This is a genomic window from Cytobacillus firmus DS1 (assembly GCF_000565285.1).
Taxonomy (GTDB): domain Bacteria; phylum Bacillota; class Bacilli; order Bacillales; family Cytobacillaceae; genus Cytobacillus; species Cytobacillus firmus_A.
Window position 1 is genome coordinate 1 of sequence record NZ_APVL01000041.1, and the last position, 17,386, is coordinate 17,386.

The following is a 17,386-nucleotide window of genomic DNA, read 5'->3' on the forward strand; positions in this document are numbered from 1 at the left end:
ACATGAGCGACATGGTCAACTTTTGGGTTGACATTTACATATAGGTATTGATGAATTAAAACCAAATATTAGTGTACATACAATAGTTGATCTCATTAATGATGGAATAGACATTGCTGCTGTTGGAAAGCAGTATAATATATCTTATAAGGAAGTATTAAATATTCTCCATGTAAATGGTTATAAAAACTATCAATTCATGAATAAATGGTCAAAACAGACAGAAAGGGAACTAATTGACTCACTGGTTAATAAACTTAACACAGGAATTACCTTGTATGACCTTTCAGGTAAATATGTAAAGAATAATAAAGATAGAATTAAGTTTGTGTCTGTATTAGAACAAACCCTAAAAGAAAACGACTATGAATATATCTCGAAAGAACATCAGTGGCTAAAGAAAGAAAAGCTAGTAAATATACAATTAATAGTAATTGAATTAAATAAAGGGATTCCTATGAAAACAGTTGCGGAACAATTCAAAACATCTGCAGCTAACATCCGGCTCGCTCTAAAAAAGGAAGATTATCGTTATGATCCATTATTTAAAGTATGGACAAAGAAAAGGAGAAAAGATCTTGTTAACTCACTTGCAGAAGAATTGAGAGCCGGGCTTATTTCATTAGTCGAACTCAAAGAAAAAGGTATTAATACAGAAGTGCTTGAGATCGAACTTCGCAATTCTGGACAATTTCCTATAGAAGAGGATAATTTTGATCAAAAAACAGAACCATTAAGCCATACAGTTGAAAATGAAAACACTGAAATGAATACCAAAGTTGATACCATCTACCCTAACAATTCTTATTTCACTATTGACCAAAAATCTAAAGACGAAATATTTAATAAAAAAGAAATTGCACATCTTAAGGAGATAATTAAATACTGGGAAAAGAAAAAGGATGAAAGAACAAACACTAATGCTGCAACTTCAGAGTTAACCATAATTCTAGAGACTGAAATTGTAAATAAATTAACTCTTGCCTCTGAAAAAGAAGGAGTAAGTCGTTCCCTTATCATAACAAAAGCATTAGAAAATTACTTACTAAAATAGGGCGGGGTTACCCGCCCTTTAGAATGTTAGTAAATCAGCAATATCTTTTAAGTTTCTCTCTTTGGTTGTAGTCTCAGTTTCCATTGACATAATATATTCTATATATAAATTTATTGCCTTTTTGGGATCTTCCATTACCTTCTTGTAAAGAATTTCTACCCCAGCTGCAGCATACTCTTCAAAAATTTGAACCTTCTCATTAAATGTTTCTTCATCTGTATTAACTAATTTAGGATTTTTACTATCACTAATAGCAACTGCATTGATAATAGTTTCATCTGTTTCTAAGTTAAAACGATGCCAATCAATTCCCTCTAAGGAGCTTGAAAATTCCCTTTTCCTTTTCTCCATAAAGCCAATTACTCCTGCAGCCATAAATACATCTTTGAACGTTGAAAAAATTCCAAATTCACTCTGGTCGGTTAGTCTTAGATAATACTCTTCCTGATCTTTAGGTCTTCTAATTCTTCTATACATCTCACATCACCTCTACAGCTTCTGTATACTCATATGGCTGCTCTTTGTTTAAACGGGGATCGTTGTAATTTAATTGATATTCTTTTCCTATCAGTTCTTTCATTTGTCCCTCTACTTCCCCACGCCATTGTGAGGTAGATACGATTACAATAACTTGGTCTGAGAGCTTGTGAATTCCTTTTGCAATCCTCTCTCTGTGATCCGAATCCAAAGCACCAAATGGCGAATCCATAACAAGAGGATATATTCCCCCTTCTTCAAATGCACCCTTTATTTCTTTCTTATACTGCTCTCTTGCTAAATCAACAATTGCACCTATAAATGCCAAGCTTGTAATTTGCCTCTCCCCCTGAGACATCCCAACCTTATTATTATTTTGGTTATATACGTTAAGTTCATACTGCTCAGATAAACGAATATCAAAACCTTTCCTTAAAAATTGCCGGTAGACTTCAGTTATTCTTTCTTGAAGTTGAACTCTGACTAATTTCTCCCTTATTTTATATATATCTTCCATGGTTTGGACTAGTGTTTGACATGCTTCAATTCTTCTTTGAGCTAATTGAGCTTTTTCAGCAATTGAGTTTATCTTTTTTTGTTCTTTTTCTTTCTGATTAAGTTCATCCGTCAATTTTCTTATTTCGTTATCTATCCCACCTATCTCCCTGTTTATAGCAGAATATGAATCTTCAAGTTTTTCAAGTTTTGTTACTAAGCTGGATATCTCCTCAGAGTCTTTTTCATTTAACTTACTTTTAATCTCGTTAATTTCCTCTCTAATTTTACGCTCAGCACTTTGAAGCTTGACTTCTTTTTGTTTCAACTCTTTAAGTTGCTCATAAAATTTTTTGCGATTATCTTTTACTATATTTAACCCTGTTTTAAAATTTATAATAGCACTATCCAAACTTTGCGGTGGCAGGTATTCCTTTACCTTTAATAAGTGGAGATAGTGTTCGGAGTTTTCTTTGATTTCAGTACCACAGATACATTTCCCCTTTTGGATTAAGTCATCAATAAGGGAAGCAGATCGAATGCCTGGTATCCCAAATCCATCTGATTCACTATCCTTAACTATTACTTCCGAATTATTAACTGAAGTGTAACTAAACGCTAAATAACCATTTTTGCTAACTACTTCTTGCAGCTCTTTGTTTATCTTCTTTAATTCAGTTTTTATATTTTCTAGTTCATAATCCTTTTGCTCTTTTTCTTGTTGCAGCTTTTGAGAACCTTCAATGAACTTCAGTTTATTTTCAATTTCCTTCATTTGTTTTTTTGTGACATCTAAATTCTTAACAAGCAATTCCCTTCTCGTATTAAACTCTTTCAACTGTGATTCAAGCTGTTCTATTTCTTCAATTAAATGTACTGTTTTTGAATCGCCATAATTCTTTAACTCACTTCTAAACCTAGTACTTGCATCACCAGTATGCTTAATGGACCTCTCTAGTATTTCTAGGCCCATTATATTTTTAATAGCATTCTTAATTTCATCAGAACCATTATCTTTAGATAAATTGTCTATTCTTTCTCCATCAAAGAAGAAATAGCTTCGTAGGTTCTCTGGCAGAATTCTGTTAATTTCATCAGTTGGATTCATAATAATTTCAGAGTTACCTCCAATTTTATACTCCAACTGGACTTCTGGCTCCCCATAAAAAATCTTATCCTGCTGTTCTTTTCTAGCTATAATTCTTCTCTTTAATATATATTTTTTTTCATTGTCACTAAATTTTACCGAAACTGAACATTCCACTTCGTCGTTGGGGTGAGCATCCTTAAGTGACTGTTCATTAATTAATAAATTTGAATTAGGTAGATCTAACTTTCCATAAAAACACCAGCTAAAAGCATTTAATAATGCCGTTTTCCCGGAACCATTTTCTCCATGAATAACCGTTACATTTCTACTGGCTGACTTTGAAAACTTTATTATTTGTTCGTTGTAATACTGTCTAAAATTTTTCAATCTTATTTCTTCAAGAAGCATGTTATTTCACCCGTTCTTTCACAATATCCATAATAGTGCTAGTAATATTTGTACCCTGCAGATTTTTTCTGTGCAGTATTTCTTTCTCTGCTTCTAATATTTCTTTTAAAATGAATACATAATCTTCCGGAAGTCTGCTAAGTATGTTCTGTACTTGCTCTTGCTCAATACTCACTTAATATCTCTCCTTATATATCTAATAAATGATAGGAATGTTTTATTTCGTTCAGTTTTTCATGTGCTAAAGGTCCGTTTATAGCTAAATCAGCAAACTCTGAAAATCGAATTAGCTCTCTCTTAATCATATTTCGTTCAATGTTAAAGACAGATGAATCGACAGCCTCTAACTCCTCTAATCTTCGAGGTATAACGATGAAATCATGAATATAAGAGTATTTTTTATTTTTGTGTTTTCTTAGTACTCTTCCCCTTCGCTGAATAAATTCTCTTGGGTTCGTACTACTCGAAAGGATGTAGGCCGTTTGAGTTGCTGGAACATCTACTCCTTCATCTAAGCATTTAATTGCTACTAATGCTTGTAAATCTCCATTTTCAAATCTTTGCAGCAATTGTTTTCTCTCCTCTTTATCCTCTCTAGAAGTAAAAGTATGTACATTCATATCTAATTCATTGCCTAACAGATTAACTACTGCATCAATTTGCTTTTCTCCATCAACCTGGCTATCACCGCAATATACAATATTAAAATGAGAATCCCTTTTTTGTGACATTAACTCTTTTAGTACACTCAATTTGTTTCTTGCCCTGCTAAGTATTCGAGAGCGTTCAATTAAAAGTGACTGCAATGATTCATTTTCATCAACAGATTCAGTCAAATAAAACAGCTTTGCAATCTTTTTTGTAATTTCAAAATAATAGTCGCTTTCGTCTTCATCTAGATATACGATATGAGGATAATAATAATATTCTGTTAAGAAGTTTCCAATTGCTTTATCCAACCCATATTGAAATACAATTGAACCTCCAAAGTAATTTATTAATTCTTTTGTTCCTTCATCATCGTGCCAGCGATTTGGTGTGGCAGAAAGGGCGAGGCGATATGGAATTGACTGTAATAAGCTCTCCCTATTCTTTCTAGCTCCAAGGTGATGAGCTTCATCAGCTATAAAAAGTACATCAGTTCCTAAATTGGTCAATAAATTCTGCATACTATTGGAAGAGAATGTAGCATTTGTAGTGATTAAACAAAAATGGTTTGTAATCCCTGCTCTAAATGCGCTAATCTCATTAAATAAAATCTCCTCCCACAAATTCCTAGACTGATAGGCAAATATAGGGGACATATTAAATAATTTAATATCCTCTACCCACTGATCAACAAGATGAGTGTATGGACAAACAATAATTACACCTAAACGATTTGTAACTTCCCACAACTTTGCTGCAGCGCTCAATGCTGTAATTGTTTTACCTGTTCCTGTGGCCATTTCTAAAAGACCCTGACAGCTATTTCTAAACCAATTTTTTATTGCCTCTTGCTGATACTCTCTTATTTGAATATAAGAGGGGATTATCGGGAAATTACTTATGCATGATTTATGTGGGGCTAAGTCGACTTCTGGTTCCATTAGATCTTGATCCTCTATTCTGTATGATAACAATTTATCTTTTACCTCTACCGGTAACTCCATGATATCATAAGCTGCAGTTTGTCCTGTCCATAAATGTGTGAAATACTCTTCTTTGCTTTTAACTCTAATCTCCTCATAAGCATTCCAAGAACAAAAGACTTCGATTGTTTCGTAGTTCCTATAATATTCTCCTGCTCGATCATTTACCTGAGATGTAAAAGAAATTTTGTTTGCATTTTGATCTTCAACAATTCCAAACAATTCATATTGAATACCACCGTAGGAGATATCTTTGGGGACAACTATCTTTATTTTTAATTGATCATTTTCTACTAGTCTTGCAATAGTATTTAATCTTGCTTTCGCAAAAGGGTCATCAATTTGCTTTAAATCTTTTGCTAATCTAGCACTAATTATACTCCCTTTTAGATGAGGATTTTCCTTAATTCTATTTATGTCCTGATCTGTTAAGCGTGGAGTTGTGATCATAAGCATCTCACCATTATTACTAATCAAATTCACTAAACCTTTTGCTGCAACGATTAAGGACTCAGTAAAAAAATGTCCAATTACCCTTCTATATCGGTTTGCCTTAGATAATGTTGGCAAGTAGAATTCATTTATTATGTTTTCATTTGTTTCGTAGTGATGTCTTAAATCTAAATCACTTAACAATGGGGAACACCTCACTTGTTTTAATCTTATCTTATTAATTATAATTTTAATAAGTTGTCACTTAAAGATTCACATTTTCCCAATAAATATTCAAAAAAAACTCGCCTATTTAAATAGACGAAAATCTAAATTTAGTGGCTGCTATTTCTCCTTCTTAATTTTACTCAAAACAAAAACCTTTAGTCTCCTACTTCATTTTTCTTTTTTCTTTTTTTCTTATTAAAGAAGTATCTTATACCAAATAACAGGTAGTTGATAATTAAAAAACAGGTTCATCATTCTACATTCTCATTAATAATATAATTATATAATTTACTATCAATAGCGTTTTCCATAATCATGTTCATATAAACAACAGGTTTCCCATCCTCCATTGTGCTCTGTTTAACGGAGTCTTCATCTGGTAAGCCCTTACCCAAATAATAAAATTCCGTACCTTCATCATCATCTTTTTTAACAAAGAAATGAAGGTCGATGTTATTTTTTCTAGCTTGGATAATTGTTTTAACTTCCTGTGAGCTTAATGTTCGGTTGCTTCGAGTAAACCATTTGATGATCTCTTGACTTAAAAATTCATCACCGTACTTTACACTTGATTCAATTTCATCATTTTTATGGTAGGTAATAAAGATTGGACAAGTTTGATGCTTGGTTTTATAACCAAACATTGTACTTGTTTCATCATTGTCCCAGTTTAATAGTTTACATACATCCTTCCTAGAATATTTTTCGTATAATGTAAGTTCTCTATCACAAGAATATTCTTTGTTCTTTTCTTTTGCACACCTTATAACATCCATTATTAAAAACTTGAAGTATTCATTATTCTGCAAACTTTTTTCAATATCTTCATTGTATGTGAAATATCCTGCATTAAGATTTATGATGGGTTTTTGACCATACTTTTCGCGGCTAACCTGATTAAAGAAAGACAAATTAAAGATCCTTTGTATAGAATTCAATGTCTTTTCATCTGTACTGCAATTTGATAATTGTAATTGGCTAATATAATCTTCATAGCTCACCTTTTTATGATTCATTAGTTTTTCTAGTAAAATGATTTCATGCTTGCGTTTTCCCTCTAAAATTTCTTGTGTGACCATAGTTAAGACCTTGTTTTCATAATCAGTTAATGGAGAAACTTCTTTTGTCATTTTCAACAAAAACTGATGATAGTTAAGTTTGTATGGTTTACTGCCATCCACTAATACCGCGGGGTCAATCGAATGGTTTAAAATAAAGTCATGCAAGTAAGGTGTTTTTCCAATCTTATTTTCTAACTCAACAAAGGCTTCCCTTATTAGTCTCAATTCTGTAAGTCTACTATTATTTATTGATTTAAAAATTTGTTTCTTAGCTATCTCTTCAAAGTTAACTGTAGAGACTCCTTTGATATAACTTGTATCTTTTGTACGGCGGCGGATATTGTCCTTATTTTGGGATTTATCACCTGAAAGAGCAATTGGGATTAAATAATTGTTTTTATAGTTTCCAATAAAGTCTATTATTGTGACATAGTCTTTTGATGTGTGTTTACGTAAGCCTCTGCCCAGCTGTTGGATAAATATAATACTGGATTGAGTTTGTCTTAGCATGACAACTTGATTAATACATGGAATATCTATACCCTCATTAAAAATATCAACTGTCAAAATGTAATCTAAGGTTCCATTTTCAAGTTGATTAACTCTCATTTCTCTTTCTTCTTGTGTATGATCACCTGTTAAAGCTACTGTTCGGAATCCTCTTTCATTTATAGCTGCTGATAGCTTCCCAGCCTCCTCTTTTCGACTGCAGAAAATTAATCCTTTAACACTTTCTCCGGAAAACCCATAATAATTTATCTTCTCAATAATATGATTTACCCGTTCTTCTGTAATCAAATGAGAAAGAACTGCGGAATCATCGATAAGTTTTCCATTATATTCAATGTCTGTAACACCGAAATAATGGAATGGACAGAGCATGTCCTCTTCAAGTGCTTCTTGTAATCTAATTTCATATGCAATGTTGTAATCAAACAGCCCATATATATTAAAGTCATCCGTCCGCTCAGGTGTCGCAGTCATGCCTAATAAGAATGTTGGTGTAAAATAATTCATTACCTTCTGGTAAGAACTGGCTCCTGCTTTATGTACTTCATCAACAAGAATATAGTCAAATTCATCTTCACTAAATCTAGACAAGACATCATCCTTAGATATAGTTTGAATAGTAGCAAACAGATACCTTGCATTTGTCTGTTTTTGAGACCCTGATAATATTCCAAAATCCTCTTCTAATCCACCTAATAATTTTTTGAAATCAGCTTTTGCTTTTTTTAAGATTTGCTCGCGGTGAACAATAAATAGCATCCGTTTAGGATTAAATCTTCTAACATCAAAAGCTGATAGATATGTTTTTCCAGTTCCGGTTGCTGAAATAATTAAACCCTTATCATTTCCTGCTTCACGGAGAGATTGAATTTGCTCTAAGGCTGCTTGTTGCATTTTGTTTGGTACAATATTAATTGCTTCTTCAATAGAATTGGTTTGATATTGACTAGGCATTTCTAGAACGTTTTGAATAACATGGTTGTTGACATCAACATATTTCTTTTCATATTCAGCAATCCATTCTTCAGTCAATATCCTAGACTTCTCCCATACTTCTTCAAATTGATTTTTGAAATGATGGACTAATTCTCCGTTTTCATGAGATGTTAACTTCACATTCCACTCATAATTCACTTTTAAGGCTTGAGCAGTTAAGTTTGAACTCCCTACTATAAGTGAATAATGAGTGTCTTTATTAAAAATATATCCCTTTGAGTGAAAACCTTTAAGATCTGCTAGCCTTACTTCCACATTGGTTAACTTCATTAATTCTCTAAAGACTTTTGGTTGATTAAAGTTTAGGAAAGTCGAGGTAAGTATCCGACCTTTAATGCCTTTTAAGTGGAGGTCATAAAGATATGATTTCAGAGTCGCAAGGCCGCTTTCTGTTATAAACGCCACTGAAAAAATAAAAGACTTACAGCTTTCTAGCTCATCAATTAATGTAGTTAAAACATTTTCACTTTTTTTGGCATTGTTAATTAATAACTTGGGTTTATAATTCCCTGAATCCTGATGCTGCTGATTAATAAATCCTCTATTCAAAGAAGCTTCTAAATTTCGAATTAAATTACTCATTTCTACTCCATTCCTTACTAGTTATTATTACCATTTTAAACTTGGAGTATTTCCATTTCAATAAATTCCCATATAAAAAGCTATCTACTTTTTGTAAATAGCTTTTGGAAATACTTATTTTAAGGATAGAGTTTTTGAAATTTTATTGATGGCTGGGATATCAGCAGGAGCCCAGTCCAAAGCTTCAAGATCTGACGGTGACGCCCATTTTATCGAAACATGTTCTGTTAATGTAGGTTTTCCTTCGATCAATTTACAATAAAAAGTAGTTAAATGAACAATACCGAAATCGTATTCATATACAGTATGTTCAACTTGTTCACCTATTTCGATTTTGCATTTCATTTCTTCATTAATTTCCCGAACTAGTGCTTGTTGCGGCGTTTCTCCACTCTCAATTTTCCCTCCAGGAAATTCCCATTTGTAAGGAAGAGCTTTCGATGGACCTCTTTGAGCACAGAGAATATTACCATTTTCAATAATAACTGCCCCAACTACATGAATGTTTTTTTTCATAAATCCTCCATAAAAATAAACAGACTTACTTTATATTTGATATTAATTAGTATAACTCAAGTTGGCCATTTTGTGTGGGGGTTTGAACCGTTTGAATCAAAATGGCTTCGAGGAAATGGTCCCTGTCACTGTGATATTTCTTATGGAGGTCTACGGTACCAAAAGAAGCTTTGAGAAATAGCTCCCAAATCCCCTCCCATGATAAAATACAAAATATATATTTTCTAGTAAAGGAATGAATCCCTATTAATCTCCCTGACAAGGTGAAAAACCTGCCCTTAACGCCAGGCGTCTATCTGATGAAGGATTCGCAGGGTCAAGTTCTGTATGTGGGGAAGGCGAAAAATCTAAAGAATCGGGTTCAGTCTTATTTCCGGGCCTCCAACAATCATTCTCCCAAGATTAAAAAGCTGGTCAAACACTTAAGGGATTTTGACTATATCCTGACAGATACTGAATTCGAGGCTTTTATGCTTGAATGCCAATTAATTAAAAGCATTAAGCCGCTATATAATCGAATGATGAAGAGTCCGCAGTCATTCATTTATATCTCGATCAGCCTTACCGGCAATCACCGGAAGATTGATATTGCCTATAATCCTATTGAAAATGACGGCAGGGTTTATTTTGGCCCTTTCACAAGCCGAAGAAATGTGGAAAAAGCTCTCCGCGGGTTAAAGGAATGCTTTAAGCTGAATTGCAGCAATCCTAACGGAACGAACTCCGCCTGCCTGAATTATTCCTTAGGCTCCTGCCTTGGCCGGTGTCTTGAGGGACCTGCGGAACAGCAGTACAATGACATCCTGGACAGGTTTATTGGTTTTCTGAAAGGCACTGACATGAGTATTCTGGAGGACATGAATCAGATGATGCTGAACGCCTCTGAAGCATTTGATTTTGAAGCGGCCTCCGCCTACCGGGATCATATACAGGCAGTAAACTCCCTGTTAAAAAAAGAAAAAGTGATCGAATTCACTGAAGAAAATCATACTATCGCCGCGATCGAAAGATTAACAGATTCAACGATTAAGCTTTTCCTTATAAAAAGGACGGAGATTCTGTTCAGCCACAGCTTTGCAGCAGCAGGCAGCATTAGCGAAAAAATAAAAGCGAACATTTTAGCTTATTTTAAAAAAGATGAAGCAAATGCGGCCGGAGAGATTAGCAGACATGAAATCGATGCAGCCCATATTATTTACCGTTATTTACACAGCGGCAGCTGCTCTTATCTCATCATTCCAGAAAACTGGCTGGAACATGAGAATCATTCCACCCTGGATCTGGCACTAAAGAATTTACTAAATAACCATCAGCACTCCCAGCCCCCTATTTATAATGAATAAGGGGCTGTTCTTTCAATCTAGAAGCCTAATCTGCACAGGTGATCAGGCTCCCCATTCCGTGCTTTTCAGTTCACATACTCATTCGCAAAAGCTTCATCAACCCTGAAGAGAACGGTAAATGGATAGGATTCATTATAATAATAAGCAGTCTCTCCCCTGTGTTCGGTTACTACAATCATCTCAGGAATATCAAAAAGCCGTAATTTTTCCCTGAGCCTTTCAATCGATTTGATGAAGGTGCTCTTTTTTACCTCCCCGTCACTCCCCGTTCTTCCAAAGAAATCCCGCATGGTGATTCTCGTGCATGGGTTTTCTTTGCTAGAGGAAAGCATGAAATGTCTGATCATATGCGCCTGGGTTGGCGTAATAATGGCATCCTCCCCATTAAACAAGAGAATATTTTCCCGGTCGTTAAAGTACAGGACAAGTTCACCTGCTTCACTGTTTTCATAAAAGTCTTCGCAAACTTCCTTAGAGCATGTTACCTTTTTATTTTTTGTGATTTTGTAAAAGGCATGGTTATGTAAGTAGGCTTCATTTGCTGATAATGCTTCAAATAACGGGGACAGCTCTACGTTCGGGAGCTGATCCAGAGATGGGAGTTTCCCCATCGTTTCATAGGTCTCGCCCGCAACATGCAGCCCACTGTTGGCCAAATATATATTGGCATGCAATTCCTGCTGCTGATTGAGGCTGTAGCTTGGGTCACCCGAGAGCTGCTTGCTCAGGGCCTGCTGGAAATAGCGGACAGCTGAACCGTATTTGCCATGTTTATAAGCGAGGTAACCGAGACGGTAATACGCTATTGGAAGCTTTTGTTCCACTCTAATCGCCTTAAGCAGTGACTCTACAGCATCACCGTCATCCCTGAAGTGATTCATTTTTAAGTAGGTTCCATATTTAATAAGATAAGATATCAGCAGTTTTTTCGTTTGCTGAAGGGAGGCATCATAATAGGGGCCATTATTTCTTGAGAGATTTGTAAGCTTCTTATACATCGTTTCATAGAGGATCACCAGCTGCATGTAATAGCCGTAATCGCTTTTTTCCCCGTTTTCATGAAGGTCATGCTCCAGTTCTTCCAGAGCGTCCAGGGTTAAGTCTTTTATCTTTAAAGTTCTCATCATTACACCCCAATCTATTAAAAACGTTGCATCCATTTAACACTTTTCACTATATAGAAATCAGCGGCCAGTTACGCGCGAATATTGTCGAATGAATTGTGAAAATTTTGTAACATTTTTAACCAAATTCATTAGAAAGCCAGCTAACCTGCAAAGGATTCATCAGGAAAATAGTAATAAAATAAAACAAATCGTTAATAAAAAAGCTCATTGTGAGCGTTCTGATTAACGATTGTTTTATTTTCCAGCCAAAGAAAACCCTTCAAATCAAGAGGTTATCTTTTTAACAATTAACATCTGTCCTACATACTGGTTATTTCCTGAGACTCCAAATGGCCGAACAGTAATTTTATCATTCTCACTTAATGTTAAAAGAACTGTCTTAGAGCCATTAAACCAAATTTCATTCGATCCTCGATTAAGAAAGTAAATAGATGAATGAAGTTTTAATTCCTCATTAATTACAATGCAATAATAATAATAACTTGTTGAATTTGATATTCTATTTGTTAGGGAAAAGTTTATCTCATACAGACCGTCACTAAATATAGTTATTGAGTTATTCGCTGGGTCTGCAATCATTCCGGAAGTCGGCCCTACAGTATCAAATTCGATGGGGACACCATCCACTGGGATATTAAAAAATCCCTGGGTCAAATATAGCGATCCATATACTGGTTCTTGTATAGGCCCTGAAGGTCCCTGAGGCCCAGTCTCCCCTTGAGGTCCTTGAGGCCCCTGAGGTCCCTGAGGCCCTTGTTCTCCTTGTGGCCCTCTCACTCCTCTTGGCCCCGGAGGTCCGGGTGGACAACTGTAATTTGCTGATTGGGGATAAAACGAACATCCTTCTGGATAGAAACGGTTTTTTTTATTCATTTTTTGCTCCTTAATATCCATTTTTAATGCATAATATGAAAATATTTTAAGAAGTCTTGGACTATAGTAAATTTAAGATAATAGTCATCCAGATTTAAGTGACAGTATGCGCCTATAGCGATACTAAAATATGGAAATTCCTAGACCAGACTTCTCCTTTTGGCGACACCATCACACACATGACGAATGGTTGAGGGGAAGATTGTCTGAAGGAATCCTTACTGGCTAAACAAGTATAAAGAAATGACGTGTAGAATCCCCACACGTCATTTTTTCTTGTTATATCCTTTATCCCCATAAGGCTGCAGCTCCTCCAGCCACTTTTCCTCCAGCTTCTCCAGCGCTTCCTTCTCATTGAAATAAGGATCATCTTTCTTTTTCAGCTTCTCCAGAACGCTGATCTCAAAAGCCTCTTTTCCAAACTGATTCCATTCATCCTGCAGCTCCCGATTAGGCATATAGCCGTTTGTTTCGAGTGAAAATCTTACTCCATTTAAGCTTTTTAAATTATTTGTGCTGCCAATAAAGATTCTATTGTTCACTAGATTTTTAATTTGATATACCCCTGCTTCAATGGGTATTTCTTTAAACTGCTGCTTTAATTCTCTTTTACGTTCCATGGTAATCCCCCGTTTTTCTATTTTTTAAGCCAATACTCGCTGCCATCGGGCTTTCGGTCTAAAAACCCATAATCGATCAAATACCTTCTGATCAAAGCATAATCCTCATAAATGGCCTTTAGTGCCTCGTTTAACTCTTTCTCGCCATATGTGTGTTCAGGCTTCAGCCTGCCGGCAATTTCCCGCAGTACAATCAGCCTTTGCTTCTCTTTAGGCGGAAACTTGACAAGTGGTTTATGACTTCCTTCAGGAAAGTATTTCTTAAGGATTTTCTCCTGTTCTTCCTGTGTGATATTGTAGCGGTCATCCACCATCGTGGCGGTTTTATGGACCGGCAGGAACGCTGGTGCGTGCTCATCCTTTTCCTTTAGCAATTCCATGATCGCAAGGAAGGTCTTTGCCTGACGTTCCTTTTCCTTTAACGCAAAGCGGTGATGACGAATGGTCGAAGTGCTCCCCATATCCAGTTCCTTTTGAATCTCCTTATCGCTTTTTCCCTGATAAAAAAGCTGCAGAAGACTTTTCTGATGATCGGTAAGCCCTGTAAGCTTCTTATCCATCGAAAGGAGATAGTCAAAAACCGATATATGCTCTGTTTCAATATGAATACGCATATACCGTTCCGCTTCGTAAAATCGATCTTGATACGGATAGACAATGCCTTTTTCTGTCTTTTCCCCGCACAAAAGGCAAGTGTATGTCTCTTTTTCTTCCATGTAACCCTGCTTTAGTTCCTCCAAAGTGGCGTCCCAGAAATGATTTAATAATTCCACCAGTTCAAACACATCCTTATTTTACTAAACAATATAAAATTTTGTTTGATTTATACTAAACATAATAAATTATTGTTTGTTTTTAGTCAACAATTCTTAAACAAGTTTTATTTTTGTTATCTTATTTCTAAACAAAATTTGCAGCTGTTTATCTGAAGATCAAACATTCAAAAAAAATAAAGACCTCCAACGAAAGAAGGTCTTTACAGGAATGATCATTTTAAAAACAGATTAAAGGCAAGGGTAATCAGCCATCCAAGGGCAAAAGTAAGAGAAATATATGTACCGACATAAAGCAAAATCTCTGTCATGGTTCCTCCCCCTGTGATTGGATTTTAATTTGGATGGGTTTAGTCCCGCTACAAATGTTCATCTCCCTTCCTCTTAAAATAATGTCATTATATCAAGTGATTATTAAAAAAATGTCGAACAATTGGACCTTTACCGATTTGTAAATAAACTGTTAACTTTCTTTAATAAAGGACTTTTTTGTTTTATAAATGCAAAATAGGAAATGTCAACCCCATACACTCCTGTAAAGATCACAAGCTTTGGCAAGGAAGTCATTAATATCCGATTGCCCAAAATTCCTGTTTGCTTAATGGAAAATACTCTTCAAAAAATCAAAAGACATGGTTATTTTTATGATATCAAATATTTTTTTATTTCTTCTCATGTTGTCCTATTGATAACGAGGCAGGTACTAACTATCATAGAAAAACGCTGAGAATCTCAGCGTTTTTCTTGTTGTTATGAACAGCACGAAGAGTTTTTTACTTCAATTTCGACTTTCTGGGGTGTGCAGCAGGAGGAATCAGTTTTCATTGACTCCACATCCGCTTTAGTATAGAAAAATTCCCACTCGTTTCCGTCAGGATCAGTCACCCAAAATTTATCCTGCGTAGCATAGCAGCAAGTAACATCCATTTCTTCACGGGCGAAGAAGCCAAGTTTCTCTAATCTTTCTTTATGATGAAAAACTTCTTCTTGATTTTCAACTTGAAAACCAAAATGTCCCACCTGGTTTCCTGAAACTTCTGCCGTTAAGTTCAGGGTGAAGTTAAGACCTGGATCTTCCAATAAAAACTTAGCATAATCTTCCTTTACTTTTACTGGTTCAGCATTAAAAACTTTTGAGTAGAACTCAATTGATTGATTTAAATCCGTTACATTAATTCCTGCATGTACTTTCATAATAGATCGCCCCTTTAGTCTTTTTCTTTTATATCAGCAGCATGAGGACTGTTGTTCATCAGCTGAGCCGCAGCAGGATTCTTCTTGAGTTGTTTCGACCTCTTTGATTTCAATATCACAGCAACCAGACGATTTAGCGGATTGGCCAGTAAATTTTTTAATGAAATTCATTTTTAACAGCTCCCTTATTGGTTAATGATATTATAAATCAATTTTTTTTGATTTATAATTAAAGTATATTAGCAATTATTTCTAAATGCAACCAATTAATCAAAAAAATTTGATTATTTTTTCAAGAGGACAATAGTGATGGTTTTTCTATGATGGATTGCACCAAATCATGAAGTATTCTATAAGCTGTATCTACTGGTTCCCAAAAGTAATTTTCTAAGTTGTCTTCGGTTGTATGGATGCCTCTTTGACTGGAGTCAGTTGGCTTTTGCCCCAGCCCAATGGCTGTTATGCCTGCCTGTTGAAAAGCCAAGGAATCTTCTCCTCCAGAAACCCAGGGCAACTTCTACTCCATGATTTTCAATGATTTCAGCCGATAAATTGGCGAGCCAATCTCCGGGCGTGATATGCCCATCCCTCTTTTTCAGTAATCTCGGTTCGAATCCAATGCTATCTACCTTAATGGTTGCGCTTAAAGGAAATCCCCCTCTTCCCCAGCGGGTAGAGCACAGAGAACACTTAACTCTTCGGCTAGGAATTGGCCAGTTACCTTTGCTCAAGTGAACCAGGTAACCGCCCGCCTGCTTTTTCAGATTTCAAATATGCCATATCCTTATACAGCTTTTCCTTTACTGATCAACCACCCATATGAAACTGCAAACAAACCACCTTCCTTAACCTCCATTTTTTTTGATATTCCAATCATATATTTAACAGATAATTATGACAATATGTGAATTTACTTATTAATCAATTTTTTTTGATTTTAATTGTTGACATATGAAAATTTTGGATATATGATTAATCCATCAAGAATTATTGATTAAAGAAAGGTGAATGCAATGAAATCAGAAATGACAAATCAAAATCCAACGATGGATCACCTATTTGAACTTTATGAGGGTAAATTTAAAGCCATTGCAGATAAAAAGCGGCTTCAAATTATGAATATACTAACCCAGAATGGCTCCATGTGTGTGTGTGACATCGCTCCACTAATGGAAATGAGCCAATCCAAACTGTCCTATCATTTAAAGATCTTACTTGATGCAAATATCATCAAAAAAGAAACAAAAGGCACCTGGAGTTTTTACGAGCTGAATCAAGATGAATTAAATCACTTATTGTCACCAGAGTTATGCTGCTTGTTTAAACCTACTTGCTGCTAATTTTTTTTAAAGTATATATCAAATTTTTTTGATTAATTAGGAGGAGTAAAGATGGATTACTACAATTATGAATTGATCATTAAAGCACACCAGCAGGAAATTGAAAGGATGTCAAATGAGGCATGGAAATTTGCAAAAATAAGCGAAGATTCCTTTTTCAGAAAACTCGTCAGGAAGTTCTCTTCGGTAAAAGAAACAGCAGAACCCAGCAAACAAAATCAATGTGTTTGCATTTGCGAATGCTAGGAGGAATAAGGATTGTTAATGGATTTCAAGTTACTTTGGTAAAGATCATTGGTGGCTGATTCCAATAGCAGCAATTGTCGGCATTCCTTTATATATCCGTCTGTCCAGTATGATCCCGATTTCTCAAATTCTGATTGCCAAGGGAATGGCATTGGGGCCTGTTATGGCAATGCTCATCAGTTCCGCGGGTGCCAGCTTGCCAGAGGTGGTTCTTTTAAAATCAATCTTCAAGAAAGAACTCGTGTTCACCTTTGTTTTTTCGGTTTTTGTCATGTCCACCATTTCAGGTTTTGTATTTTATTTAGTCTAAGAAGAAAAAAGACCTTTGGGATGAACTGTACCCCCAATTACGGACAGTTTATAAAAAAGCGCCTATGCAGCTAATAAGTG

General features: G+C 35.2%; 16 protein-coding genes and 1 pseudogene. 5 read left to right on the forward strand and 12 right to left on the reverse strand.

The features are described from left to right. Window positions 1-199: 199 nt before the first annotated feature. Window positions 200-1,054, forward strand: a complete 855-nt coding sequence (locus PBF_RS23890) for a hypothetical protein (RefSeq protein WP_152539736.1) — start codon at window positions 200-202, stop codon at window positions 1,052-1,054. 18 nt (window positions 1,055-1,072) lie between these two features. Here the strand turns inward: PBF_RS23890 and PBF_RS23895 are convergent, their stop codons facing one another. The 6 genes from PBF_RS23895 to PBF_RS23915 all read right to left on the reverse strand — a co-directional run bounded on the left by PBF_RS23895 (window position 1,073) and on the right by PBF_RS23915 (window position 9,480). Next, window positions 1,073-1,531, reverse strand: a complete 459-nt coding sequence (locus PBF_RS23895; RefSeq protein WP_035333410.1) for a DNA phosphorothioation-associated protein 4 — start codon at window positions 1,529-1,531, stop codon at window positions 1,073-1,075. A gap of 1 nt (window position 1,532) precedes the next feature. Next, entirely contained in the window at window positions 1,533-3,524 is a 1,992-nt protein-coding gene (locus PBF_RS23900; protein WP_035333411.1) for an AAA family ATPase, read from the reverse strand. A 1-nt stretch (window position 3,525) separates the two neighbouring features. Then, entirely contained in the window at window positions 3,526-3,699 is a 174-nt protein-coding gene (locus tag PBF_RS26295) for a hypothetical protein (protein WP_160169288.1), read from the reverse strand. Between the two features lie 13 nt (window positions 3,700-3,712). Then, window positions 3,713-5,791, reverse strand: a complete 2,079-nt coding sequence (locus tag PBF_RS23905; RefSeq protein WP_035333412.1) for a DEAD/DEAH box helicase family protein — start codon at window positions 5,789-5,791, stop codon at window positions 3,713-3,715. A gap of 275 nt (window positions 5,792-6,066) precedes the next feature. Then, window positions 6,067-8,964 carry a DUF3427 domain-containing protein gene (locus tag PBF_RS23910; protein ID WP_035333413.1) on the reverse strand — a complete coding sequence of 966 codons (2,898 nt, stop codon included), beginning with the start codon at window positions 8,962-8,964 and terminating at the stop codon, window positions 6,067-6,069. 114 nt (window positions 8,965-9,078) lie between these two features. After that, complete coding sequence (locus PBF_RS23915) at window positions 9,079-9,480, reverse strand: (deoxy)nucleoside triphosphate pyrophosphohydrolase (RefSeq protein ID WP_035333414.1); 402 nt, start codon at window positions 9,478-9,480, stop codon at window positions 9,079-9,081. 299 nt (window positions 9,481-9,779) lie between these two features. Here PBF_RS23915 and PBF_RS23925 point away from each other — a divergent pair, with 299 nt between their 5' ends. Continuing rightward, window positions 9,780-10,823 carry a GIY-YIG nuclease family protein gene (locus PBF_RS23925; RefSeq protein WP_064503428.1) on the forward strand — a complete coding sequence of 348 codons (1,044 nt, stop codon included), beginning with the start codon at window positions 9,780-9,782 and terminating at the stop codon, window positions 10,821-10,823. 65 nt (window positions 10,824-10,888) lie between these two features. Here PBF_RS23925 and PBF_RS23930 read toward each other — a convergent pair whose 3' ends face one another. The 6 genes from PBF_RS23930 to PBF_RS26015 form a co-directional block, all read right to left on the reverse strand. Beyond that, window positions 10,889-11,983, reverse strand: a complete 1,095-nt coding sequence (locus PBF_RS23930; RefSeq protein WP_235192332.1) for a tetratricopeptide repeat protein — start codon at window positions 11,981-11,983, stop codon at window positions 10,889-10,891. A 231-nt stretch (window positions 11,984-12,214) separates the two neighbouring features. Further along, window positions 12,215-12,823, reverse strand: coding sequence for a hypothetical protein (locus tag PBF_RS26300; RefSeq protein WP_051489008.1), 609 nt, complete (start codon window positions 12,821-12,823; stop codon window positions 12,215-12,217). 266 nt (window positions 12,824-13,089) lie between these two features. Beyond that, a complete protein-coding gene (locus PBF_RS23945) occupies window positions 13,090-13,443 on the reverse strand; it encodes a GIY-YIG nuclease family protein (protein ID WP_035333418.1) in 354 nt (117 codons plus the stop codon). 17 nt (window positions 13,444-13,460) lie between these two features. Beyond that, on the reverse strand, window positions 13,461-14,216 hold the full coding sequence (locus PBF_RS23950; RefSeq protein ID WP_035333419.1) for a DUF2087 domain-containing protein: 756 nt from the start codon (window positions 14,214-14,216) through the stop codon (window positions 13,461-13,463). A 750-nt stretch (window positions 14,217-14,966) separates the two neighbouring features. Next, window positions 14,967-15,413 (reverse strand): ArsI/CadI family heavy metal resistance metalloenzyme, encoded by a 447-nt coding sequence (locus PBF_RS23955; protein WP_152539737.1) that lies wholly within the window; start codon window positions 15,411-15,413, stop codon window positions 14,967-14,969. A 289-nt stretch (window positions 15,414-15,702) separates the two neighbouring features. Beyond that, window positions 15,703-15,894 (reverse strand): hypothetical protein, encoded by a 192-nt coding sequence (locus PBF_RS26015; RefSeq protein WP_152539738.1) that lies wholly within the window; start codon window positions 15,892-15,894, stop codon window positions 15,703-15,705. A gap of 529 nt (window positions 15,895-16,423) precedes the next feature. On the opposite strand from PBF_RS26015, the gene PBF_RS23965 reads away from it, so the two are divergent. From PBF_RS23965 to PBF_RS25675, 3 genes and pseudogenes are all read left to right on the forward strand, one after another. Beyond that, window positions 16,424-16,750, forward strand: a complete 327-nt coding sequence (locus PBF_RS23965; RefSeq protein WP_081757370.1) for an ArsR/SmtB family transcription factor — start codon at window positions 16,424-16,426, stop codon at window positions 16,748-16,750. 51 nt (window positions 16,751-16,801) lie between these two features. Then, on the forward strand, window positions 16,802-16,996 hold the full coding sequence (locus tag PBF_RS23970) for a hypothetical protein (protein WP_035333425.1): 195 nt from the start codon (window positions 16,802-16,804) through the stop codon (window positions 16,994-16,996). 19 nt (window positions 16,997-17,015) lie between these two features. Then, window positions 17,016-17,306: pseudogene (locus PBF_RS25675) on the forward strand (permease); the annotation flags it as partial. Between the last annotated feature and the right edge of the window lie 80 nt (window positions 17,307-17,386).